This is a genomic window from Paenibacillus konkukensis, from assembly GCF_023523925.1.
In the GTDB taxonomy this organism is placed as follows: domain Bacteria; phylum Bacillota; class Bacilli; order Paenibacillales; family NBRC-103111; genus Paenibacillus_S; species Paenibacillus_S doosanensis.
Genome location: NZ_CP027059.1, coordinates 618,579 through 641,761 on the forward strand (window position 1 = coordinate 618,579; position 23,183 = coordinate 641,761).

A 23,183-nucleotide genomic window follows, 5' to 3' on the forward strand; every position below is an offset into this window, starting at 1 on the left:
AAAATTAGTATATCACTATTGAAATGAAAAAACAGGCATGCTCCTGTCTTCTCGACAAAAGCATGCCTTTAATTACTCATGGACATTCAGCAAAACAGATCCACATTCTTCGATGATTGCTTCGGCGTTAGCGGCCGCCGCCTGATCTTCTCCAGCGGATTGCCAGAGCTGCCGCGCATATGCATAAGACAATACCGAATAGCGGAGCGGCCGGAAGCGATTCTCCGGTCAATGGAAGCTGACCCGCGCCGGTAAGCTCCGGCTGAGCGCCGCCTGACGGCACCGTGCCAGGTTGCCCGGCATCCCGTTCTCCGCCTGCGGTCGGCAGCGGCTGAGCGCTGTCAATCGGCTCGCCCGGAAGCGGCTGATCGACCGTCGGCCCATTATCGCCGCCCGGGAGATTCGTATCCGGCTGGGTGCCGGGAGAAGCAGGGCCGCCCGCACTGCCGCTGCCTCCGCCTGGTTGAGACGTACCGGATGAGCCTGTGTCTCCCCCTCCGGAGCTGCCTCCGCCGGAACTGCCTCCCCCTGAATTCCCGTCCGAATCGCCTCCGGAGTCACCGCCCGAATCTCCGGGATCGGAAGGGCCTCCATCGTCCTTCTTCAGCCGTAAGCCGGCGTCAACGGCAAGATTTCGCTCTCCTGCAGCTAGAGCAATCAAGTCGGATTTGCCGTCCGTACCGGCGTCGGAATCGACGGATCGGTCTGTTCCCGCCGACTTCAGCGTGAATTGATAGCCCGAAGGAAGCTCGAACGTCACATAATATTTCCCCGGCTGAAGCCCGTCGAATATATAATAACCGGGTTTATCATAGACGCTGCCCGTTACGGTGGAGGCCAACAAATTTCCATTCTCGGCAAACAGCTTTACCTGCACGCCGCTCAGACCGGCTTCCCCGCTGTTCTGAATGCCGTCGTTATTCGTATCGATCCATACGTAATCCCCGATAGCTCCGTCACGATCGCCAGGCCCCGAACCCGGGTCTCCTCCATCGTCTACCGGAACCAATCCGGCATCGACATTCAGATTCGTTTCTCCGGCGGCAAGATTGAAGCTGCCGGTTATGCCGCCAGCGTCGGCATCGGAATCCAATGCGCGATCGCCGCCCTTCCCTTGCCCCGTAAATTCGTAGCCGGATGGAAGGTCGAATTTCACCGAATAGGTTCCAGCCGGAACATTCGTAAAGGAGTAGTACCCGGCTTTGCCGTACACGGTTCCCGTTACGGTAGAAGCGAGCGGAAGGCCCCCGTCGCCGTAAAGATGCACGAACAAGCCGTTCAGCCCCGTCTCGCCGTCGCTCTGCAAGCCGTCCCGGTTCGCATCCACCCATACGTAATCGCCGATCGTTCCCGTCTCCTGCGGCGGCTGTGCCGAACGTTTCAATCCGGCGTCTACCGTCAGATTCGTTTCGCCCTGAACAAGAATAATCGTATCGGTCGCGCCGTCGGCATTGGCGTCGGAGTCGGCGGAACCGTTATTTCCGGCATGCTTGCGCGTAAATTCGTAACCGGACGGTAGCTCGAATCGGACCGTATAAGCGCCGGCTTCCAAATGCTCGAACCTGTAAGCTCCCGCTCCGCCGTATACATCACCGGTCACCGTGGTCCCCAGCAGATTGCCGTCTTCGCCGTACAGCTTCACCGGCACGTCGTTCAAGCCCGTTTCGCCGTCATTTTGAATGCCGTCTCCGTTGGCGTCAATCCACACGTAATCGCCGATGACGCCTTCGCGAGAAGGTTGCGACGCTCTGCGCGCTCCTGCATCGATCGTCAAGTTCGTCTCGCCGGACGCAAGATCGAAGATGTCCGTCATCCCGTCCGCTCCGGCATCGGAATCGGCCGAAGCGTCGCTCCCTGCATGCCGCTGCGTAAATTCATAGCCGGACGGAAGCTCGAACTTGATCGCATAGCGTCCCGGCAGCAGCTCGTCGAAGCGGTAATATCCCGGGCTGCTGTAGACCGACCGGTAAACCGAGTTGTAGACCGAATCGTACACCGAAGCGGTAACGGCAGTGCCTTGAAGAGCACCCTTATCGTCGAACAGCCGGACAACGACACCGTTTAATCCTGCGTTTCCGTCATTTTGAATGCCGTCGCCGTTCTCGTCGATCCAGACATAATCCCCGACCGCGGCTCTTGCCGGCGGCTGAACCGCTTTGCGCAAGCCCGCATCGACCGTCTGATTCGATTCGCCGTGCCGCAGCCGAATTACCTGCGTTCTCCCGTCGGCCGGATTGGCGTTGGAATCCGTCTCCGACGACAGGTCGCTGCCCTGCTGCGTAAATTCGTAGGAGCGGTCCGGAAGCTCGAACTGGACGATGTAGCTCCCAGCGGGCAGCTTATCGAATTGATAATACCCGTCCCCGTAGACCGCATGTTTTACCGTAGTCGTTTGACTGAGAGGCGTCCCGCCTTCGTCAAACAATCGAACGGCAACTCCGTTAAGACCGGGTTCGCCGGCATCCTGCGTCCCGTTGCCGTTCTCGTCGATCCAGACGCGATCTCCCAGACTGGAGCTCGGCAAAATGAGCCCGGCGTCGACAGACGTGATATGCTGATTCGCATCCAGCCGGATCACATCGGTTTTCCCGTCCGCATTCGCATCGGAATCGGTCTCAGGCTTGCTGCCGTCTCCCTTGACGGTAAACGCGGCGCCGGATGGGAGTATAAATTCCGCCGCGTAATCGCCGGGCGTCAATTGCGAAAACATATAGTGCCCTCCGCCGGAAGTAACTGCGGTAGCGAGGGCGTAACCGTTCTTATCGTACAAGTTTACGGTAATCCCGTCGACACCCGGTTCTCCCGCATCCTGCAAGCCGTCTCCGTTCAGATCGCTCCACACTGTATCGCCGATGCTGCCAGCAGGCGGTATCAGCCCGGCGTCCACGGTATCGTTCTTTTCGCCAGCGCCGATCTGGATCATCCCCGTCATTCCATCCGCCGCCGCATCGGAATCGAGGGTATGGTCTCCTCCTTCGTTCGCTTCCGTCCAGCCGCCGTAGCCTTGCGGCAGGATGAACTTCACTTTGTAGCTGCCGGATTCCAAGTTAGTGAACATGTAATATCCGGACTTGCCGTCATGGTCGTTGCCTGTTATGGTCGTCTGGACAAGCGATCCGGCCGCCGTATACAGCTCTACATGAACTCCGTTTACGCCCTGCTCGGCCGGCTCATTCTGAATGCCGTCCCCGTTCAGGTCATTCCACACATAGTCGCCGATTTCGCTTTTGGCGTCTTCCTTGACGGCCACTCCCACCTTGAGCGGCTCGGTCGCGAGCAGCGACTTGCCGTTATCGGCGCGCTTCGCCATAAAACCGAAAGAGCTCCAAGCAGTCTGGCCTTGAGTAGGCGCGTTCACCGGCGCCCGCATCGTCCATCGCAGCTCCTCCTGGGCCCCTGGAGCCATCACATGGCCGTCCTCAAACACGAATTGAATCCCCGTCACCGTGGTCAAATCCGCAGGAGGCTCCGCCGACCAGTGACCGCCGCTCATAGCAATGGTTGCATCGGTTGTGTACAACACCGTAATATAGTCTGCCGCACTCACTTTGCCGGTCAATACCGGACTCCATTCGCTCCCGCGCGGAGAGCTGTCCACCACACCCCGATCCCCGATGCGGGGAAGCGCGTCGACCAGGAGCAGGCTGCGAACCGGAATGTTGCCGACGTTGGTAACTACCAGCTTATACTCCACCTTGCCGCCCGGCGTCGTCAATCCTTTATTCGGGTATCGCGTCCAAGTGTCTCCGTCCAGATCTCCCTGCACCCATTTGACCGATTCCAGCTTAACGGCGGAATTAATATAAATCAGGCTGTCGTTGTATACATACCATCTGCCGTTTACAAATTTCTTTTTCGTAAAATCGGAATTGTTCAAGTAAACATGCTTATCCGAGGACACCTGCACCTCGTTGTCGATATAGCCCGTCTTGGCCCCGGCCTTGACGACAGCCTGGAATTCCAGCTCGATCTTCTTGTCGCGTCCAAGCTCGGCCGGATTGGCGTCATCCCAAGACCATCGGAGCAGCGTTCGTCCCGGGGCCGAATCGGCTGTCGCTTCGAAATTCGGCGCGCTTAGCCCGAGTCCGCCGTCGCTGACCAGCTTCGCGCTGCCTTGAATGTAATCCAGCTCGGCCGGGAGCAAATCCTCGACGATCGGATTCCGGAAGTCGGCGCTGCCGTATTCGGTATTTCTCACGGATAGCCTGTAGGTAACCTTATCGCCGGGAGAGTAGTTCGACGCATCCGCCTTCTTCGTCACTTCCAACAAAGGACGGCTTTGCACGACATAGAACGACGCATCCCGCTTCTCCTCAAAGCTCTTCCCGTCGAAGCCGTAATTCAGCTGAGCCGTATTGGTGATTTTGGCGCTGTCGGCAGGGGTAACCGGAGCTGCATAGCTTGGATTCAGTCTATAGCCCACTTCAAAATTTCCCGTTTGGCCAAAATCGACCGGAACCTCGCCGAAAATGAATTTGATGCCTTTGACCGCAGTTCCGGGCGGCAGCACATCGCCGGGTCTCAGCGTCACTCTCTGATCGGCTTTGACCGTCCCCCAATAAACCCATGGCCCCCTCACGCTGTCCGCCGTCGTATATTGCACCTCATAAGCTGCAATACCAGTAAACGTAGGGGTATACACATGATTCAATTCCAAGCCGTCCGGCGTCATATCCGTAAGCTCGTAGTTCTGCAAGGCCACATTGGAGCCGTTATCCAAATTTCCGATATAAAAGTTGACCGTCTGACCGGGAGAAGCCTCCTTCTGCCAGTCGGAAACCCATTTCAGAAACCGGCTGTCTTCCTTCTTGGGCGTTGATGTAAAAGCATGCGTAACCTCCGCGTTCAGCGTCACCTGCTGTTCGCCCAGCGGCGTAAACACCGCCTCGGCCCGGTTCACCGCATCCCCTGTCATATCGGAAGGGTATTTGACCTTAACCAAAAGCGTTTTGGAGCCTACGCCCTCGCCGATGCTGCCGAGGCTCCATATGACCGCCCCGCCTTCGACCCTTTCGGGTGCGGGCTGAGCCGAAACGAACTGGGCGCCACGGGGAAGCGTGTCGCGCACCGTAACATTTTGCAGCTCCAGCTTGCCTGCGGCGGTCACGTTCTTATCCGTCAGCGTCAGCTGATACTCCACTTCGCTTCCCGGTATCGGCTCGATCGGCGCCGCCGGCCTTGACCGTTCTTTCTTCAGTTCCCACTGCGCGGAAGCCCTTGACGTTACCTGGACGATATTCGACAATTTGCCGCCCTGGTCGCTTTCGAACTTGCTTTGAGCGCTGACGGTCATGCGGTTCGGCGTCTTATAGTTGGGAAACCGGGCGTTAACTTGCAGCGTTCCGGTCGTACCCGCCTTGACCGTATCCTTAAACTTAAACGTTACGGTGTGGTTCCCCGCATCGTACGAATGCTCCGTATCGCCGGCGTCCACCGCCGAATCGAAGCTGAGTGCGCCCGGCAGCGGCAGAACGATCTGTGCATTCGCGTACATTTGGGTCGTGCTGGACACACTGTAGTCGATATCGTATGTAAATTTATTTCCGGTATCGACCACGGACACGCTGCTTCTCATCTCAATCTGAATTCCATCCGATGCGTCCGCGGCAGCCAGCGCAGACATCGGCATCAGCAAAACGTTCGCAAGAAGCAGCAGCACCCACAGAAGCGCCTGCTTCTTCATCAAACTTCTCATGGGTTACATTTCTCCTCACCCGGTATTGTGCGTCTTCTCGTCCAGTACGGCTTTCACAATAAGCCGATGGGTCGGATTTACCTTCGGCTCGCAAGTAATCAGAGTCATCTCGGCTTGATCCCGCTTCTGATCCAGTACGGACAAATTATCCGGCTTGACCAGAAACCGGGAAGTTACGGAATACACATAAGAGTTTTGGGGCGTATCGACCACGATCCGGTCGCCGGCTTCAAGCTCGTCCAGACGGCTGAATTGCTTGCCGAAAGTCCAGCTTCGATGCCCCGCCAATACGAAATTCCCGGGGATGCCGGGACGCCGTTCGGGTTCGACGACACCTATTCCCGCTTTGAGCACTGCAGAATCCGTCCCCATAATGATAGGTTCCTTAAGATTCAGCTTGCCGATCGACAAAGTCCCCAGCACAGCAAATCCGTCGATCATAACGGGATCATCCTGCGGTTCGGGCTCCGCCTCAGTCACAGGCCGGCTCTCACCGGACATCCCGGCGGAATCCGTCTGCGGCCAGCGCAGCGGCTCGACATGATCGAACTGCAGCATGTTCCACTGCTCCATCATCGATTGCTTCTGCTTCTCCTGCATATGGCGCTCCCACCAAGGCTGCAGGATCAGCATAACTCCACACGCAAACAACAAGCCGACTGCGCACGCCCGCAGCTTATTCCGCCGAATAGGCAGCACCTCCTCCAATCGTATGAACTACAAGCGCTCGCCAATACTCCCTCCTCTCTTCGGCGGCAGCCCGCTTCGGTTACCCAAGCCATGACGGGCGCCCCATATGCCTTCCATTCAGAATACGGCGCGGGTTTCAATATTATTCCAATCTCTTAAGCCGCCGATAGAGTAAGAGCATACCGCGAAAATGAAACGGGCCGGCCCCGCAGCCATTGCAACAATGACCGCGGGCCGGCCCGCATAACATCCTCTATGATTTTTGTATGAAATTTCACAAAACATACGTCTCTTGTTCTATTACTTTAACAGGCTCAACAGCATATCGGCGGAACGATCCATAAAGGCTCTCTCCGGCCGCGATTTCGTCATAACGGTAAGCCCGATCAGAGATATGACCAAAGCCTGCGCCAGAGCCCGGGCATCCGTTCCCGCCCCCAATTCTCCGGAACGCTGCCCGCATTCGACCGCTTCCTGAAATATAGCTGCCAAATACATTTGATGCTCTCTTGTCAGCACTTCGAACCTCTCGTCATGCGGAGCCAGCTCAACCATCGTATTGATGCAGAAGCATCCTTTGGGCGGTCGGCTGCCATAGCCTTCTTCGATGACGTCTGCCAAAAAGCGGCGAATCGCCTCTTTCACGGACGGACCGCTCTGAAGCTTGCCCCGAACGTAAGCGGCGTGCTGTTTCGTATATTGGCGCAATGCCGCTTCGAACAGCTCCTTCTTATCGCCGAAGGCCGCATAAAGACTCGGACGCTGGATTCCCATCGCTTGGGTCAAATCGGTCAAGGAGGCCGCTTCATAGCCTTTGTCCCAAAATACGCGCAAAGCGGCTTCCAGCGCCTTCTCCTTATCAAACTCCCTAGGCCGGACCATATACACCCCTCATTTCGTATCGTTCAGTATATTATTATTGTATTTATACCGTCTTATAAAATCAAGTAAATCACGATTTTTTAACCATTATTCGTTACCAAAAATATTAAACTTGACAGATACGGCCATAATCGGATACATTTACGGGAGATCATTATTTACCGTTTGGTACAAAATAAATTATTATTCATTGAATACGAGGTGAGCCAACTTGAAACAGCAAAAAGAACCCTTTACCCCCTGGACTAAAGAGCGGCGTTCCGGCCGATTCGACCCTTCAGCGACAGCTTCACCGCAGCAGGCAGCTTCCGCTCTCCCCCGTTACATGATCTGGATGCTCGCAGCCGCATGCGGGTTTGCCGTAGCCAATATTTATTACGCGCAGCCGCTGCTTGACGCTATAGCAGCCGAGCTAGGCATCAAGAACGCCTCGGTAGGGATCGTTATTACCGTCACTCAGCTATGCTATGCCGCCGGTTTATTCCTGCTGGTGCCCCTCGGAGACCTCCTGAACCGTCGCAAACTGATCGCAAGCCTGATGACCTTAACGGTCGCTGCGCTCGCCGCGGTAAGCATGGCAACCAATATCTCCATCCTGCTTGCCGGTTTGGCGGGAGTCGGCTTGCTCGCCGTCGTTGCCCAGGTGATCGTTGCGTATGCGGCGTCGATAGCATCCGACAGGGAGCGGGGCCGGGTCGTCGGCCAGGTGACCAGCGGCATCGTGACCGGCATACTGCTGGCCCGCGCAGCGGCCGGCGTCTTGGCCGATCTGGCCGGCTGGCGCTCCGTTTACCTCGTATCCGCCGCACTAACCTTGCTGACGGCCCTCGTCTTGTACCGGGCGCTCCCGCATCGGGAGGAAGACCGCGCGGCGCTCTCCTATGCCAGGCTGCTGCGCTCCGTGCTTCAGCTCTTCATCCGGGAGCCGATTCTGCGACTCCGCGCGGCGCTGGCTCTGTTCATCTTCGCCGCCTTCAGCATCTTATGGACGTCGCTCGTGCTGCCGCTGAGCTCTCCGCCCTTATCGCTGTCGCATAGCGCGATCGGAGCGTTCGGCTTGGCCGGCGCGGCCGGAGCGCTGGCGGCCGCACGCGCGGGCCGTCTGGCCGATCAAGGTCACGGCCAGACGACGACCGGCATCGCGCTCGCGCTGCTGCTGGCATCCTGGCTGCCGATCAGCCGCGCCGCGCAATCGCTGCCCGCCCTCATCCTCGGCGTCGTTATTCTCGATTTGGCCGTCCAGACGGTTCATGTCACGAACCAGAGCATGATCTTGAGAATCCGGCCCGAGGCGCGCAGCCGTCTTACCGCAGCCTATATGATCTTTTACTCCATCGGCAGCGCTTCGGGTTCCATCGCTTCGACTGCGGTATACGCCCGGTTCGGCTGGCACGGCGTCTGCTTGCTGGGAGCATCCGTCAGCGCGGCGGCTCTTCTGTTCTGGGCCTTAGCCTCCGCCTCCCGCTATTCCAAACCGTCCGGCTAAAGCTCTCCCTTCGGCTTCCGCGTATCCGATCGAGCGCAGCCTTCGCCCTATGGACGGTCTGCAGCGGTTACGCGACCGTCGGCATGTCCGACGATCAAGGTATCGGTCATGGCGCAAAACAACCCGTTCTCGACAACGCCGGGAATCCGGTTGAGCGCCAGACTCGTTTCTTTAGGATCGGATATCGCCCCAAACCTGCAATCGGCGATAAGGTTGCCGTTATCGGTAATGAAATTTTGGCCCCCGGCCGCCGTTCGAATTTCCGGATCGCAGCCCAGCTTCCTTAATTGCCGAAGCGTGAGCTGCGCAGCGAACGGTATAATCTCTACCGGCAGCGGAAACTTCCCCAGCCGCCCGACTTGCTTGGTCTCGTCGACGATAATGACCAGCTTGCGGCTGTTCGCGGCTAAAATTTTCTCCCTGAGCAGCGCTCCTCCCCCGCCCTTGATCAAGTTGAAACAAGCGTCAACTTCGTCGGCTCCGTCAATCGTCATGTCAATCTCATCCACGCCTGCGAACGGCACGATCGGTATTCCCAGTTGGACCGCCAGCTATTCCGAAGCGGCGGAGCTGGCGACCGCCCGAATCCGCAATAAACCTGCATATTATTTCGCGTTGGCCGCTTGAATATCCTTTTCCACGGGTCATGCCATACTGGCCGCGGCGGCCGTCAGCAGCGTACTCCGGCTCCTCCGAATTACGAAACGCTAAAAAACCGGTCCCCTGCCATAACGGCAAAAGACCGGTTTAAATCATCGAAATTGCGCTTTAACTTTAATTTTGCGCCAGATACCGCATCGCGTCGCCGAAATGGCCGCCTGTCTCCTCCAGCGCACGAACGGCTTCCTCGTATCCGATGTCATACTGCAGCATCAGAATCGCCGCTCTGGCGTCGCCCCCGGCTTGATGCGTAACGGTGGCGGCTATCTCCTCTTCGGCTCCGGTCGCTTCCTTGACGATCCGGACGACCCGGTTGCGCAGCTTTTCGTTCGTAGCCTGCACGTTCACCATCAGGTTGCCGTACACTTTGCCGAGCTGAATCATTACGGTCGTCGTAATCATATTCAGCACCATCTTCGTGGCGGTTCCTGCTTTCAGGCGGGTCGAGCCGGTTACGATCTCCGGGCCGACGGGCACTTCGATCGCATACTCGGCTTCCCCGCTCATCGGCGTATTCACGTTGCAGCTAAGCGCGACCGTCAAGGCGCCGATCCGCTTCGCTTCCTGCAGCGCTCCGATGACATACGGCGTCGTGCCGCTGGCCGCTACCCCGATGACGGCATCCGCCGCCGTCGCATTGCTTGCGACCGCTCTTCTGCCCGCCTCGTCGTCGTCCTCGGCATTTTCGATAGAGCGGGTAATCGCCCGCTCTCCGCCCGCGATCAACCCGACGACGAGCTCCGGCTCGACGCCGAAGGTCGGCGGGCATTCGGAAGCGTCGAGAACGCCCAGCCGGCCGCTCGTACCTGCTCCGACGTAGAAAATTCTACCGCCCTGTTTTACAACTTGCACAATCGCTTCAATAGCGTCAGTAATTTGAGGCAAAGCGGTCTGCACCGAGGCGGCAACCGTGTGGTCCTCTTTATTCATCAAATCGACGATGTCGCGAATCGATAAGCTATCCAAATGCATAGACTTCTCGTTTCTTCGCTCCGTCATCAATAGATCCGTTTTCATGCTAGTCATAAGAGGTCCTCCTTGCCCTTAATGTACACAATCAAGCAGCTCTTCCATTTGATAGATAACATAGTCCGGAACATACTCCGCCGGATACGGCTCTACGGCCGCTTGCGGATGCTCCTTTTGCAGCTTGGCCTTGCAAATGTCGACAAATTCCGCCTGCGCCGCACGCTGCCGCGGAGCGGCAGCCCGCAGCGGCTCAGGCAGCTTATGATAGATCAGCACCGAGGGAACGCCGCTTTGGTTGGCCATAAACACGTCGTGGTCGAGCCGGTCTCCCACATGCGCCGCAATCTCGCCGGTCTTCCGCAAGCTGTCGAGGATGCGCGCATCCGGCTTGCCGCAGCCCGCCTTCTCGGGCGTGACGATATCGTCGAACCATTCGCTTAAGCCCAACGCTTTCATGACCGGGAATTGATATTTATAGAAGCCGTTCGTCACCGCGGCCAGACTGTATCCGCGTTCCTTGAGACGCTGCAGCGTCTCAAGCGACTTCTCCTCCAGCAAATAAATTTTGGGCGAAACCGAATGGTCGAGAACCAGCCGTTCTACATCGATAGTAAGCTCCAACTGCAGCTCCGCCAGAAGCAGCCTGACCATTTCATCCCAATCATAGGCTTCCACGGTACGGTTCTGTGCCATCCGCCGCTCATGCTCCCGCACCAGCGTCTCGGTCGACTTGAACGGCCTTTGCAGCTGCTGCGAAATCTGCTCTTCAATCGCCGGAAACACCCATTTTCCGAACGGATTTTGCATTAACGTCCCGTCAAGATCAAACGTAATCCATTTTTTCATTACTTTACAGCTCCTGTCGTCATTCCCTCAATGAATTGTCTTGAAGCGAACAGGAATGCTATGATCAACGGCAGCGAGGACAGCGTCAAACCGCAGAACAGCAGGTTCCAATCGGTATCGTATTCCCCGAACAGCGTCAGCATTCCGAGAGGGATTGTGCCCAGCTCCGTGCTTTTGATAAAAATAAGAGGGTAAAAGAAATCGTTCCAAATTCCGATCGAATCGACAATGCTGACCGTCGCCAGAGCCGGCCGCATTAACGGCAGCACGATTTTGTAATACACCTGGAAATCGTTGCAGCCGTCGATCCGCGCGCTTTGATCCAGATCTTTCGGCAGCGTGCGGAAAAATCCGTAAAACACAAACACCGCAAACGAAATATGTCCCGCCACGTAAACGATCATGAGCGCCAGATGCGTATCCAGCAGCCCCAGCTTCAGCATCATCATGTACAGCGGCGAAATTGCCAGCTTCATCGGCAGCATAAGACCCAGCATAAAGAAGAAAAGCACCATGCCGTTCCAGCGGAATGAATACCGGGCTACGTAGAAGGCCGCCATCGACGAGACGAGCAGCACCAGAATGACCGATATGGCGGTGATATACAGACTGTTCACGAAGTATTCCGAGAAATGAACCTTTTCCCAGACTTCTTTATAGTTATCCAATGAAAAGCTGCTCGGCAGCCCCAGAGGATGCGTCGTAATTTCCTGCTTCGTTTTAAACGACGAGGTGATCATCAAAAATACGGGATATATCGACAAAAACGTAAACAGCGACAAAATGAGATATTTGACCGTTTGTTGCAGCCGCAGCGCCATGGATTACCTCCGAAGGATATTTTCTTGATGTGGAGACCGCGATGATTAATGCTCGACTTCCTTGCTTTTAAAGAAAAACATCGAGAAGGCGGTCGCCCCGGATATCAGCAATAACAAGATGACGGCAAGCGCTGAGCCCAAACCGATCGACTCTCCCCCGCTTACGGAGCCGAAGGCCAAACGGTAAAAATAAAGTCCGAGCACATCGGTCGAGAAATACGGTCCTCCCGAAGAGCCCTGCATTGCATAGATCAGCTCGAACGTCTCGAAGGCGCCGATAAAGGTCAGGATCGACATGATCATAATGGACGGCATGGCCAGCGGAATCGTAATGCTCCAGACCATTTTGGAACCCGACGCGCCGTCGATTCTCGCCGCTTCGTAAACCTCCGGGGAGATGGCCTGCAGTCCGACCAGAAAGATCAGGACCGCAAAGCCGAAACCGTACCAGCTGTTCACAACGATAATCGTGTAAAGCGCCGTATTCGGATCGCCGAGCCACGGCTTGGCCAAATCGCCGAGGCCGATCGCTTCCAGCAGCGTATTGAGCGCCCCGTACGTCGGGTTCAGTATTAAGCTGAATAAAAATCCGACGACGATGACCGAGAGAAGCTTCGGAACAAAGAACAGCGTCTTGAACAGCTCTTTGCCCCGGATTTTACTGTTGATCAGCATGGCCAGAATGAAGGCGACGACAAGCTTGCACAGCACCGTGCCGATAAAAAACAGAACGTTATGGCCAAGCGCCCGGAAAAACGTTTCTTTAAACGGCGTTTCGGTGAAGAGCCGGACGAAATTTTCCAGACCGATAAAATCTCCCCGCACCAGACCTTTCCATGAGAAGAAACTGTTGAGCAGCGCCTGGAAAATCGGATAAATCATAAAGCCAACATAAAAAATCAGCGCAGGGAGTAAAAACAGATGGACCATATGTCGTCTCATTCCCCTGTTTTTCTTGACGGGTGGTTTAGGCAAGCGGGCATCCTTCGCAGGATCAATAGTTGTACCTGTCATGAGCAGCTCCTTTAATCAGCGGCTTTATTTTTGCGGTTTGAACCATTTGTCGGCGGAAGCTTGCGTATCTGCGGCTACTTGTTCAGGCGTCAGCTTGCCGATGTACATCCCTTGCAGGGAGTCTTCGAAGGTCGTCTTGGTTGTCGGCGTTCCTTGGCTGAAGCTGGTAAGCAGCAAATACGGCGTGCTGTGTTTCTCGCTGAAAGCGGCCATCTTCTTGAGCTGCTCGTTTTTCGGCGCAACCCCGTTGATCGGACTGACTCGGGTCAGCTCGTCGCTGAACATTTGGCCGAATTTTGGCGAAGCGACGAATTCCATGAACTTGGCCGCTTCCTCTTGATGCTTGGAGCTTTTGGCGATGCCGTAGGAACCGTCGACCCACGTTGCGATTTGCGCCGGATCTCCCTTTTTCTCCGACAGACCCGGGAGGAATTCGACAGGGAAGGACACTTTGTTCGCTTCGAACGTTTCCAGACGTTGGCTGCCGTTGATGTACATGGCCGCTTTCTCCGTATAGAACAACCCTTGCGCGTCCTTGTCTTCAATAGCTATGAAATCTTTGGGGAAGTAGGCTTCCAGCTGTTTCATCCGCTTGATGGACTCGACGAATTTCGGATCTTTGAAGTTGGTCGTGCCTTTCAGAACGGCTTGCATGTAGTCGGTTCCGCCGTAAGCGTTCGGCCCGATGACCGCATGCGTAGTGGAGAGCAAATACGCGGCTTTGCCGGATTGAGCGATCGGAATGATATTTTTCGCTTTGAGAGCTTCACAGGTTTTTACGAATTCGTCCCATGTTTCCGGCGGCTGCAGGCCGTTCGCGTCAAACAGCTTTTTATTGTAGAAAATGACCGCGTTGTTCAGCATGATCGGAACGCCGTACACCTTATTGTCGGAGCCTTTTGCCGCGTCCAGGTAGCTGGCCGGAATATTTGTAAGCCCTTTAATATTATCGAGCGGGGTCAAATAGTTCGCATCGGCGAGCGCTTTGGCTCCGTCATACGGGCGAAGCTGCACAATATCGACTCCGGTGCCGGATTGCAGCGAGTTGGTGACAATCGTGTTGTATTCGGTCGATTTGTACGGCTTGAACTCTACTTTAATATTCGGGTTGTCCTTCTCGAACTCAGCGATGATCTTCGCATAGCCGTCTTTGTCCTCAGGTCTCCAGCTGTACATGACCAGTTTGACGGGATCGCCTCCGGACTTAGCTACTTCGCCGCCCGCGGCGGAACCGGTGTCTTTGGAGCCTGTGCCGCTGCCCGAACTGCAGGCGCTAATAACGGAACTTAACAACAATAATGCCGAGCTTGCGAACAAAGCCTTTCTTTTCATGCCATCTACTCCCTTTTCTACTTATTTATAAGGTCTTGATAATAGGATTATATAAAATAAAATGCCATAATGTAAATGATTTTTAGAAATTTTATTTCTTGACTGAAACGGCCAAAAAAAATTTTATTGCTCGGCCGGTCGATATGAAGACGTTTCCAATGAGTCCGCTTACAGCTCGCGGTAATAAATATAAATATCCAACGGTTGATTCATAGGGTTCATAAACGCCTTCCGGATCATTCCCGCCCGCTCGAATCCGAGGCTCTCCCACAGCTTGACGGATGCCGTATTGGAGGACACGACCGAGTTGAACTGGATCGCCCGGTACCCGCAGCGCTTGGCCGTCTCCAGCGAATGCACCGCCAGCGTTCGGCCGATACGCCTGTTTCTGAAGCGGCTTCCGACTGCATATAACGCATTGGCGACATGCGCCCCCTTCCCGGAAAGTTCTTATGCAAAATATAAAATCCGGCGACTTCCCCGCTCTCCGTATCCTCCGCGCACAATACCGCATCCTGCCGCTCCAGAATGCCGCGGATTTTATCCAAGCTAAACGATTCCGTCCAAAAAAAGGAATTCCCTTCCTCGATGACCTCGTTCCAGATGGCTTGAATCGCGTTAATATCTTCTTCCCTATACTCCCTGATTCTAATCACGGCGAACGCCCTCCTTTTGATAAACTTAACCTGCGGCTACTCCTTGACTAAACCCGCATCCCAAAAATTCGTTTTAGAATGTTCGTCTCCTCCGCCCAAGCTTCCCCACCGACCATTTGAAAAAGTCGAGGTTGAGCGCTTTAGCTTTACCATTTTCTGTAAAACGCTGCTTTTTCGTTACACTTTTACAGCTAAAAAAGAAAAAACCTGATTGCTCAGGTTTTTTCAATGACAAACATGCCGGCGATGGAACATCCATCGGACGGTTACGATTGCTTGCGCAAATGCCGCAAAATCGCGTCCGTCATTTCGCGGGTCGTCGCTTGGCCGCCGAGGTCGGCCGTCTTCACCCCGTCGCTGAGCGCAGCTTCGATCGCGTTCAGAATCAGGCCGCCGATCTCCGGATAGCCCATAAAGTCGAGCATCATTTTGCCGGTCCAGATTTGGCCGACCGGATTGCTTATGCCGCGCCCCGCTATGTCGGGCGCCGAACCGTGAACCGGCTCGAACATCGACGGGTACTGCCTCTCCACATTCAAATTGGCGGCCGGCGCGATGCCGATGCTGCCCATAATCGCGCCTCCCAGATCGGTCAATATGTCGCCGAACAGGTTGGAGGCAACAATCACGTCGAACTGATGCGGCTTCATCACAAAGAAAGCGGCCAGCGCATCAATATGGATGCTGGAGGACGCCGTTGCCGGATAATCCGCTTTCACCGCTTGAAACACATCGTCCCAGAACGGCATGCTGTGCGAGATTCCGTTCGACTTCGTAGCGCTCGTTACGTGATTGCGCCGGGTTTGAGCCAGCTCGAACGCATAGCGCATGGCGCGCTCCGTCGCTTTGCGGGTGAAGACGGCATTCTGAATCGCCATTTGGTCTTCGCCGCTGTGGATGCGCCCGCCGATCTCGGAATACTCGCCTTCGGAGTTTTCGCGGACGACGATAAGGTCGAAGTCCTTCGGCTCCCTTAGCGGAGATTGCAGGCCGCGAAGCAGCTTCGCGGGTCTGACGTTGATCGACTGCTGCATTTCCCGCCGTATTTTGATCAGCAGCCCCCAGAGGGAAATATGGTCCGCCACCAGTCCAGGCATGCCGACCGCTCCGAGGAAGATTTGATCGAAGCCGCGCAGCGTCGCAATCCCATCCTCCGGCATCATGCGGCCGTGCTCCAGATAATATTCGCAATTCCAAGGGAAATGCGTCCAATTAAATGCCAAGCCTCCGTGAATTTCCGCCGCCGCTTCCAATACTTCAATGGCCGCAGGAACGACCTCTTGCCCTATTCCGTCGCCGGGAATGACGGCAATATCATAGCGCTTCATTGAATGGATAGGCCTCCTTTTTCCATAAACGATGGAGTGATGCGATAGTAACAGGATTGTCCTCTACAACGTATTCTCTCTTGCCGCGTCGCTCTCCTGCCGCTTTTGGATTTTATCTGCTTTGACCCGGGCAAGCCGAGCCAAATTATCCCCTCCTTCAAGTTCCCATTTGGGCTTTCGTTCCATATAGTAATATATCGCCGCGGCGGCGGCACATCAGGCACAGCCGTCTCATTTCGGATAAATTTTGCAGTCGGTTTATTTTAATTGAAAATAAGGAGTGACTTTCGTTGCAAACAAGGCAAGCTACCATCCCCGTCCCTTCCCGCTGGGGAATTAACGCTTACGCGGGCAGCAGACCGGTCATTTGGGGAACGCTCGTGATCAGCTCGGTCGACGCTAACGGCAGATTAACGGGTTCTATTAATTTTCGCGGCACCCCTATTCCCGTTCAAGGGCATTGGAACGAACGCAGCCGGCAAATCCGCTTCGACTCTCCATACGCCCATTTTACCGGGACTTTGAGCGTTTTCGACGACCCGTCCATCCGGATACGCCATTTGGTATTGAACGGCACCCTGCTCATGAAGTCTCCGTCCATCCAGGCCGGAGAGCACGGCACATGGATCGCCACGACCCAACTCTGTCTGCCTCAAGCATATCAAGGCCAGCCCGCCACTGCCGGGATGCCGCCTGTCGGAGTGTTCGTCACCGCCGATTTTACCAGTAACCCTTGTTAATAGAATGCGCTGAACGCCTTCCGCTCGCTGTTGTCCCCCGATTTCTTGCATGACGATGGACCCGTGAAACGGTTGAAATCCGGGGGCAAAGGCAATCGCCCCGCTCCGAGCGCTTTTGCCGAAATCCGTGAATGAGATAGCAAGCAAGCGGTGCGTTCACGGGTTTCCCCATCGTTATAGCTTATGGATTTCAGATTCACTCATAAAAATAGATTTGCCGCTTATACTCTTAATACAAGGAATGCAAGACTTATTTGTAAGCGCTTAACATTATGTAAGGGAGGTTATTTCTATGTTTAAACTGCACCGAAGCGCCGCCGCTCTGTCCCTGTCGTTGATCGTCCCCGCATCCTTATTGGCAGCCTGCAGCGCAGGCGAGTCGAGCGAGCCCAAGGTCGACCCCGGCGGAACAAGCGGCAAAATCGAGCTGCGCATCGCCTGGTGGGGCTCCCAGGACCGGCACGACCGGACGCTCAAGGTCATTGACATGTACGAGCAGCAGCATCCGAACATTAAGATTTCCCCGGAGTTTATCGCCTGGGACGGCTATTGGGATAAACTGGCAACGCAGGCGGCGGGCAAAAGCCTTCCCGATATTATTCAACAGGATTACAAGTACATTACCGAATATGTCGGACGGAACTTACTCGTCGATTTGGACCCTTACGTCAAATCGAATACGATCGATTTAAGCGACGCGGACCCGCTGCATACGGACGGCGGCAAAATCAACAACAAGCTGTACGCGGTCAACCTGGGAACGAACTCGCTCGCTCTCGCTTACGATCCGGCCATGTTCGCCGAAGCCGGAGTGCCGGAGCTGAAGCCGGGCTACACATGGGACGATTTGGCCAATACGGCTAGGCAGCTTAAGGCCAAGCTGGGCAAGGACGTATACGGCATGCCGAACTTCAACGGGATGGACCCGTTCAAGCATTTGCTTCGGGAGAAGGGCCTATGGATCTACAACGAGAAGGGCGACGGTCTCGGGTATCCGGACGATCAGGTGCTGGTCGATTACTTCAAATATTTCGACACGCTGCTGAAGGACGGCATCGTTCCTACTCCGCAGGTCACTCAGGATATCAAAGGATTGGAAGACGAATTAATCGTACATAAAAAATCTCCTCTACTCTTCTTCAACAGCAACCAGGTCGTAGCGCTGCAAAAGGCGGCGAACCGGCCGTTGAAACTGACGGTGCTGCCGAGTCTGGAGGGCGGAAAAGCCGGTCACTTCCTGAAGCCTTCGCAGTTTTTCTCCATTACGACCCATTCCAAGCATCCGGAAGAGGCCGCCAAATTCATTAACTACTTTACCAACGATTTGCAGGCCAACGAGGTTCTCGGAGCGGAGCGCGGAGTGCCGATTTCTTCCAAGGTACGCGAGCATCTCGGCAAGTCCATGGGCGAAGGGGCCAAAGAAATGTTCGATTATATCGATCTGGTGCAAAAATATTCCAGGGAAATCGATCCCCCCGATCCCGAAGGAGCAACCAAAATCGAGGCTCTCTTCAAGCGCATTCAAGAAGCCGTCAACTACGGCCAGCTGACGCCGGAGCAGGCGGCCAAGCAATTCCGCGAGGAAGGCACGAAGGAACTGAAGAAATGAACCGTTTCGGCGCCGTCTTGCCCTTGAACGGACGGACGGCGCACATTGTGCACGGGAGGTGCCAAAGCCATGAACGATCGGGCGCAAACCAGGCTGCTCAAAAACTTGAAACGCAATGCGATCGCCTATTCTTTTATCGCCCCTTGGCTAATAGGCTTTCTGGCTTTTACGATCGGACCGATGATCGCTTCTCTCTACTTATCGTTTACCAAGTACGATATGCTCTCGGAAGCCCGCTGGATCGGCATGGACAATTATGTGAACCTGTTCAGCGACGACGCCCGGTTTCTGCAGTCGATCAAGGTCACGTTTCTGTTCGTCTTCATCTCCGTTCCGCTGAAGCTGATCTTCGCCCTGTTTATCGCCATTCTGTTCAGCGGGAAGCATAAGGGAACCGGATTTTACCGGACGGTCTATTATATTCCTTCCATTATCGGGGGCAGCGTAGCCGTGGCCGTCATGTGGAAGCAGCTGTTCGGTCTGAAGGGAGCGGTGAACGGCATCCTGGCGCTCGTCGGCATCACCGGTACGAACTGGGTCGCGAGTCCCGACTTTGCCTTGTCGACGCTCATTTTGCTGGTCATTTGGCAATTCGGCTCGCCGATGCTGATTTTTCTCGCAGGATTAAAGCAGATTCCGAGCGAGCTGTACGAGGCCGCGGCCGTCGATGGGGCGAGCTATATCCAGCGGTTGTTCAAAATTACGCTGCCGATGCTGACTCCCGTCATCTTCTTCAATCTGGTCATGCAAATGATCGGCGGCTTTATGACATTCACCCAGAGCTTTCTCGTTACGGCCGGCGGACCGCTCGACAAAACGTTGTTCTATGCGGTCTACTTGTACCAAAGGGCGTTCGCCCATTTCGAGATGGGCTACGCTTCGGCTATGGCATGGATATTGCTTGTCATCGTCGCCGTCTTTACCGCTTTAATATTCAAATCTTCATCCGCTTGGGTGTACTACGAATCGGAAGGAGGCAAATAAATGGCCGCCCGCAGCCGAAGCAGAAGCATCGTCTACCATTTGTTCGTGTCCGTATTAGGCTTGTTTATGATCTATCCGATTCTTTGGACGCTCGCCAGCTCGCTAAAGCCCGAGCATGAAATTTTCATCAAAGCCTCCTCCCTGATTCCGTCCACTCTGGAATGGAGCAACTATGCCAAGGGCTGGAAGGGCTTCGGCACGATCGGGTTCAGCATATTTTTCCGCAATTCGGCGTTCGTCACCGTCATGGTCGTCATCGGAACCTTGTTCTCGTCCACGCTCGTCGCCTTCGGCTTCGCCCGGATGAAGTTCAAGCTGCGCACGGCGCTGTTCGCCTGCCTGATGATCACGATGATGCTGCCCCACCAAGTGACGTTGATCCCGCAGTATATTTTGTTTCAGAAGCTCGGCTGGGTCAATACGTATTACCCGCTGATCGTCCCGGCTTTTATCGGAGGAAGCCCGTTCTTCATCTTCCTGCTCATCCAGTTTATCCGCGGGATACCGCGAGAGCTCGACGAATCGGCCGTGATGGACGGCTGCAGCCCGTACGGCATTTTTCTGCGCATTGTCCTTCCCTTGTGCGCCCCGGCGCTGGTGACCGTAGCCATCTTCTGCTTTTATTGGACCTGGGACGACTTTCTCGGCCCGCTCATTTATTTGAACGATGTTAAAAAGCATACCGTCTCGCTCGGACTGAGAATGTTCGCCGATCCGTCGTCCGTAACCGCCTGGGGACCGATGTTTTCCATGTCCGTACTTTCTTTGCTTCCTCAGTTTCTCGTATTCTTATTTTTCCAAAAATATATCGTGGAAGGCATTGCGACTACGGGAATCAAAGGCTGAGGCCGGTTCCCGCGAACGGCAAATAGACCCTGTGTCGGATTTCTTCCGGCAGGGTCTATCGCTTATTCGCACCGTTTATAGGTATCACCTTCACCTTCTCTCGCCCGGATAAGCCTACGCTTCGCTTGCCGTCAGCCTACCAGCTGCAGCGCTTTCTCCATAGCCCCCGTAGCGCCGAAGCCGTCGTGGTAGTCGATCTTCTTGCCCTTCTTCTCGGCCAGCTCCCGAACCGCCCACATCGACGTATGCTTGATTGCGCCCTTCAAAATAATGATGACATCGGCCTTATTAATGATGCGCTGAAAATAACTTTCTACGGAACCGCCGCCGGTTTTGCCGTCATGATGCTCCACAATCAATCCGCGCTTCTCTCCAATTTTCTTAAACGTATCGGTCTGGCTTCCGCCTATGATCGCAACCGTCTTCATGAATAATCCCTCCATTGGTTTAACGCCTGTAAACGACTGACGGACATTCGATTTTTATGTACTTTCATTGTATATTTTTATATGATAATGTCAATAGGTTTACTTGGTTTTTATAAGAAAAACCGTCGTCTTCTTCATAGAATAATCTTACAATAGAGGGACAAGCGATAGGTTACTCATACAAATTCCGTTGTTAGCGATAAAATAGACAAATAGAACCCGGCATTCTTTCATGTCCGGGTTTTTCCGATTGCTATTTTTCCTGACGTTCCATAGTTTCCTTGCAGATGTTGACAATGATAATCAGTATCAAATATGATAAAACATCAAGATATTAACTTCTGCCGCCATAAAGGCGGCAAAACCATTCAGGAGGATTTCGTCATGTTTGATCATAACAGAACCAAGAAAATCTCGCCGTGGATCAAAGGCGGCTTCGTTCTATGCGCCGCCGCTTTGCTGTTTGCCGGATGCGGCGGCGGCAACAACGAACAGCCGAAGGCGGAGACTACGGTTAAGGACAGCATGGGACATGAAATGAGCATCCCTGCCGCTCCCCAGCGCATTATCGCCAGCTATCTGGAAGACCCGCTGCTTGCCCTCGGGATGAAGCCGGTGGCCCAATGGTCGGTGAAGCAAAATAGCGTTCAGGACTATTTGCAATCCCGGCTGGACGGAGTGCCGACGATTCCTTCGACCTTGCCGCCCGAGACGGTGCTGAGCTTCAATCCGGATTTGATGATCATCGGTCCCGAATCCGCCGTTCAGAACGGCCTGTACGAGCAATATTCCAAAATCGTCCCGACCTATGTTCTGGGAACGGACACGATTAACGATTACCGGAAAACCTTGCTGAAAATGGGCGATTTATTAAATAAGAAGGAAGCGGCCGAGCAAGCGCTCAAGGAGTATGACCAAAAGGTTCAGAAGACAAAAGAGCAGCTGAAAACTGCTATCGGAGATAAAAAGGTTGCTATCCTGTGGGTAACCGGCAAAGGCTTCTATGTGGTGAACGGCAAAGTAGCCAGCGGCGCTGTCGTATACGGCGATCTCGGGCTGCAGCCTCCGAATATATTGGCCGTGCTTCCCGAGGCTACGGCCAATTGGACGTCGATTTCTTTGGAGAAGCTCGCGCAGCTGGACGCCGATCTGATCTTTCTCGTCAACAACGATTCGGGTCAGGCAAACCATCTGACCGACCCGTTGTGGAGCGGCATTCCGGCTGTAAAGTCCGGCCGCGTTTATGAGATGGATTTCAAGAGCAGTTGGCTGTATAATGGCGTCATCGCCGGGGAACGGGTCATGGACGATATTTTGCAAGCCGTCGCCAAGTAAGCCCGATCTCCGGCCGAGCACTTATCGAAATCGTACAAGTTAGCGGGAGTGGTCGCTGTTGGAAGCTTATCTCTTCGTGCTGCTCGTCGGGGCCGCAGCGGGCGTCGTCAGCAGCATCGTCGGCACGGGGTCCTCTATTATGCTTTTGCCCGTGCTCGTATTCGCCTTCGGCCCCAAACAGGCCGTGCCGATCATGGCGGTTGCCGCCGTCATGGCCAACCTGTCCAGGGTTGCGGCCTGGTGGCGTGAAGTGAACTGGAAAGCATTTGCCGCCTACTCGCTCACGGGAATTCCTGCGGCCGCCTGGGGAGCGCGCACGCTGCTGGTGCTGCCTGCCCATATGGCGGACATCGGGCTTGGTTTGTTTTTTCTGCTCATGATTCCGGTCAGACGCTGGCTGCAGGCCAAGCAATTCCACATTCGCCTATGGCAGCTCTCCGTCGCGGGAGCCGTCATCGGCTTCCTGACGGGCATCGTTCTCTCGACCGGACCTCTCAGCGTGCCGGCCTTTACGGCTTATGGGCTTGTGAAGGGAGCGTTTCTATCGACGGAGGCTGCCAGCTCGCTTGCGCTCTACATAAGCAAGGTCGTCATCTTTCGGGAGCTTGGGGCGCTGCCGGCGGAAGCGTTAGTCCAGGGGCTTATCGTCGGATGTTCGCTGATGTTCGGCACCTTCGTCGGAAAAGCCGTCGTTCAGCGCATGAGCGTCCGCAGCTTTCAGTACATGCTGGACGGGCTGCTGCTCTGTTCGGGCCTGTCGATGCTTTGGGCCGCCATCTCGTGAATCTCGTAAATCTCTTGAGATCAGCTGCTATCGATGTCTTAGACTTCTTCGAAACTGAAACATTTTGATCGGCAGGAT

21 protein-coding genes are annotated in these 23,183 nt (G+C 54.9%); 9 read left to right on the forward strand and 12 right to left on the reverse strand.

What is annotated here, in order from left to right:
- Window positions 1–127: 127 nt before the first annotated feature.
- From SK3146_RS02635 to SK3146_RS02645, 3 genes are all read right to left on the reverse strand, one after another.
- A complete protein-coding gene (locus SK3146_RS02635) occupies window positions 128–5,695 on the reverse strand; it encodes an SdrD B-like domain-containing protein (RefSeq protein WP_249863607.1) in 5,568 nt (1,855 codons plus the stop codon).
- Between the two features lie 15 nt (window positions 5,696–5,710).
- Window positions 5,711–6,328, reverse strand: coding sequence for a class D sortase (locus tag SK3146_RS02640; protein WP_249863608.1), 618 nt, complete (start codon window positions 6,326–6,328; stop codon window positions 5,711–5,713).
- 357 nt (window positions 6,329–6,685) lie between these two features.
- Window positions 6,686–7,267, reverse strand: a complete 582-nt coding sequence (locus tag SK3146_RS02645) for a TetR/AcrR family transcriptional regulator (RefSeq protein WP_249863609.1) — start codon at window positions 7,265–7,267, stop codon at window positions 6,686–6,688.
- Window positions 7,268–7,592: 325 nt separating this feature from the next.
- Between SK3146_RS02645 and SK3146_RS02650 the strand changes: the two genes are divergently transcribed.
- The gene (locus SK3146_RS02650; RefSeq protein ID WP_249863610.1) at window positions 7,593–8,753 is read left to right on the forward strand and encodes an MFS transporter; all 1,161 of its coding nucleotides are present in this window, start codon (window positions 7,593–7,595) and stop codon (window positions 8,751–8,753) included.
- Between the two features lie 47 nt (window positions 8,754–8,800).
- Here the strand turns inward: SK3146_RS02650 and rpiA are convergent, their stop codons facing one another.
- Window positions 8,801–9,247: a ribose-5-phosphate isomerase RpiA gene (gene rpiA / locus SK3146_RS02655; RefSeq protein ID WP_249863611.1), complete on the reverse strand. Its 447-nt coding sequence runs from the start codon at window positions 9,245–9,247 to the stop codon at window positions 8,801–8,803.
- On the opposite strand from rpiA, the gene SK3146_RS34965 reads away from it, so the two are divergent.
- Entirely contained in the window at window positions 9,246–9,380 is a 135-nt protein-coding gene (locus tag SK3146_RS34965) for a hypothetical protein (protein ID WP_283942806.1), read from the forward strand. The two genes, rpiA and SK3146_RS34965, sit on opposite strands and share 2 nt — an antisense overlap.
- Window positions 9,381–9,527: 147 nt before the next feature.
- On the opposite strand, the gene murQ is transcribed toward SK3146_RS34965, so the two are convergent.
- The 6 genes from murQ to SK3146_RS02685 all read right to left on the reverse strand — a co-directional run bounded on the left by murQ (window position 9,528) and on the right by SK3146_RS02685 (window position 14,773).
- Entirely contained in the window at window positions 9,528–10,439 is a 912-nt protein-coding gene (gene murQ, locus SK3146_RS02660; RefSeq protein ID WP_310944634.1) for an N-acetylmuramic acid 6-phosphate etherase, read from the reverse strand.
- Between the two features lie 18 nt (window positions 10,440–10,457).
- Window positions 10,458–11,228 (reverse strand): HAD family hydrolase, encoded by a 771-nt coding sequence (locus tag SK3146_RS02665; protein ID WP_249863612.1) that lies wholly within the window; start codon window positions 11,226–11,228, stop codon window positions 10,458–10,460.
- Window positions 11,228–12,049 carry a carbohydrate ABC transporter permease gene (locus SK3146_RS02670; RefSeq protein WP_249863613.1) on the reverse strand — a complete coding sequence of 274 codons (822 nt, stop codon included), beginning with the start codon at window positions 12,047–12,049 and terminating at the stop codon, window positions 11,228–11,230. The genes SK3146_RS02665 and SK3146_RS02670 overlap by 1 nt, the downstream gene beginning before the upstream one ends.
- 45 nt (window positions 12,050–12,094) lie before the next feature.
- Window positions 12,095–12,991, reverse strand: coding sequence for a carbohydrate ABC transporter permease (locus tag SK3146_RS02675; RefSeq protein WP_249863614.1), 897 nt, complete (start codon window positions 12,989–12,991; stop codon window positions 12,095–12,097).
- A 96-nt stretch (window positions 12,992–13,087) separates the two neighbouring features.
- Window positions 13,088–14,395, reverse strand: a complete 1,308-nt coding sequence (locus SK3146_RS02680) for an ABC transporter substrate-binding protein (RefSeq protein WP_249863615.1) — start codon at window positions 14,393–14,395, stop codon at window positions 13,088–13,090.
- 168 nt (window positions 14,396–14,563) lie between these two features.
- Complete coding sequence (locus tag SK3146_RS02685; protein ID WP_434006883.1) at window positions 14,564–14,773, reverse strand: GNAT family N-acetyltransferase; 210 nt, start codon at window positions 14,771–14,773, stop codon at window positions 14,564–14,566.
- A gap of 74 nt (window positions 14,774–14,847) precedes the next feature.
- Here SK3146_RS02685 and SK3146_RS02690 point away from each other — a divergent pair, with 74 nt between their 5' ends.
- Window positions 14,848–15,102 (forward strand): hypothetical protein, encoded by a 255-nt coding sequence (locus SK3146_RS02690; RefSeq protein WP_249863617.1) that lies wholly within the window; start codon window positions 14,848–14,850, stop codon window positions 15,100–15,102.
- Between the two features lie 215 nt (window positions 15,103–15,317).
- Here the strand turns inward: SK3146_RS02690 and SK3146_RS02695 are convergent, their stop codons facing one another.
- Entirely contained in the window at window positions 15,318–16,379 is a 1,062-nt protein-coding gene (locus SK3146_RS02695; protein ID WP_249863618.1) for a tartrate dehydrogenase, read from the reverse strand.
- Between the two features lie 290 nt (window positions 16,380–16,669).
- Between SK3146_RS02695 and SK3146_RS02700 the strand changes: the two genes are divergently transcribed.
- The 4 genes from SK3146_RS02700 (at window position 16,670) to SK3146_RS02715 (ending at window position 20,558) form a co-directional block, all read left to right on the forward strand.
- Window positions 16,670–17,119 carry a hypothetical protein gene (locus SK3146_RS02700; RefSeq protein ID WP_249863619.1) on the forward strand — a complete coding sequence of 150 codons (450 nt, stop codon included), beginning with the start codon at window positions 16,670–16,672 and terminating at the stop codon, window positions 17,117–17,119.
- A gap of 292 nt (window positions 17,120–17,411) precedes the next feature.
- A complete protein-coding gene (locus SK3146_RS02705; protein WP_249863620.1) occupies window positions 17,412–18,728 on the forward strand; it encodes an ABC transporter substrate-binding protein in 1,317 nt (438 codons plus the stop codon).
- Between the two features lie 69 nt (window positions 18,729–18,797).
- Window positions 18,798–19,712 carry a carbohydrate ABC transporter permease gene (locus tag SK3146_RS02710; protein ID WP_249863621.1) on the forward strand — a complete coding sequence of 305 codons (915 nt, stop codon included), beginning with the start codon at window positions 18,798–18,800 and terminating at the stop codon, window positions 19,710–19,712.
- A complete protein-coding gene (locus SK3146_RS02715) occupies window positions 19,713–20,558 on the forward strand; it encodes a carbohydrate ABC transporter permease (RefSeq protein ID WP_249863622.1) in 846 nt (281 codons plus the stop codon).
- A 131-nt stretch (window positions 20,559–20,689) separates the two neighbouring features.
- Here SK3146_RS02715 and SK3146_RS02720 read toward each other — a convergent pair whose 3' ends face one another.
- The gene (locus SK3146_RS02720; protein WP_249863623.1) at window positions 20,690–20,986 is read right to left on the reverse strand and encodes a DUF2325 domain-containing protein; all 297 of its coding nucleotides are present in this window, start codon (window positions 20,984–20,986) and stop codon (window positions 20,690–20,692) included.
- A 384-nt stretch (window positions 20,987–21,370) separates the two neighbouring features.
- On the opposite strand from SK3146_RS02720, the gene SK3146_RS02725 reads away from it, so the two are divergent.
- Both SK3146_RS02725 and SK3146_RS02730 read left to right on the forward strand, forming a co-directional pair.
- Window positions 21,371–22,321 (forward strand): ABC transporter substrate-binding protein, encoded by a 951-nt coding sequence (locus SK3146_RS02725; RefSeq protein WP_249863624.1) that lies wholly within the window; start codon window positions 21,371–21,373, stop codon window positions 22,319–22,321.
- A gap of 58 nt (window positions 22,322–22,379) precedes the next feature.
- Entirely contained in the window at window positions 22,380–23,105 is a 726-nt protein-coding gene (locus tag SK3146_RS02730) for a sulfite exporter TauE/SafE family protein (RefSeq protein ID WP_249863625.1), read from the forward strand.
- Window positions 23,106–23,183: the final 78 nt, after the last annotated feature.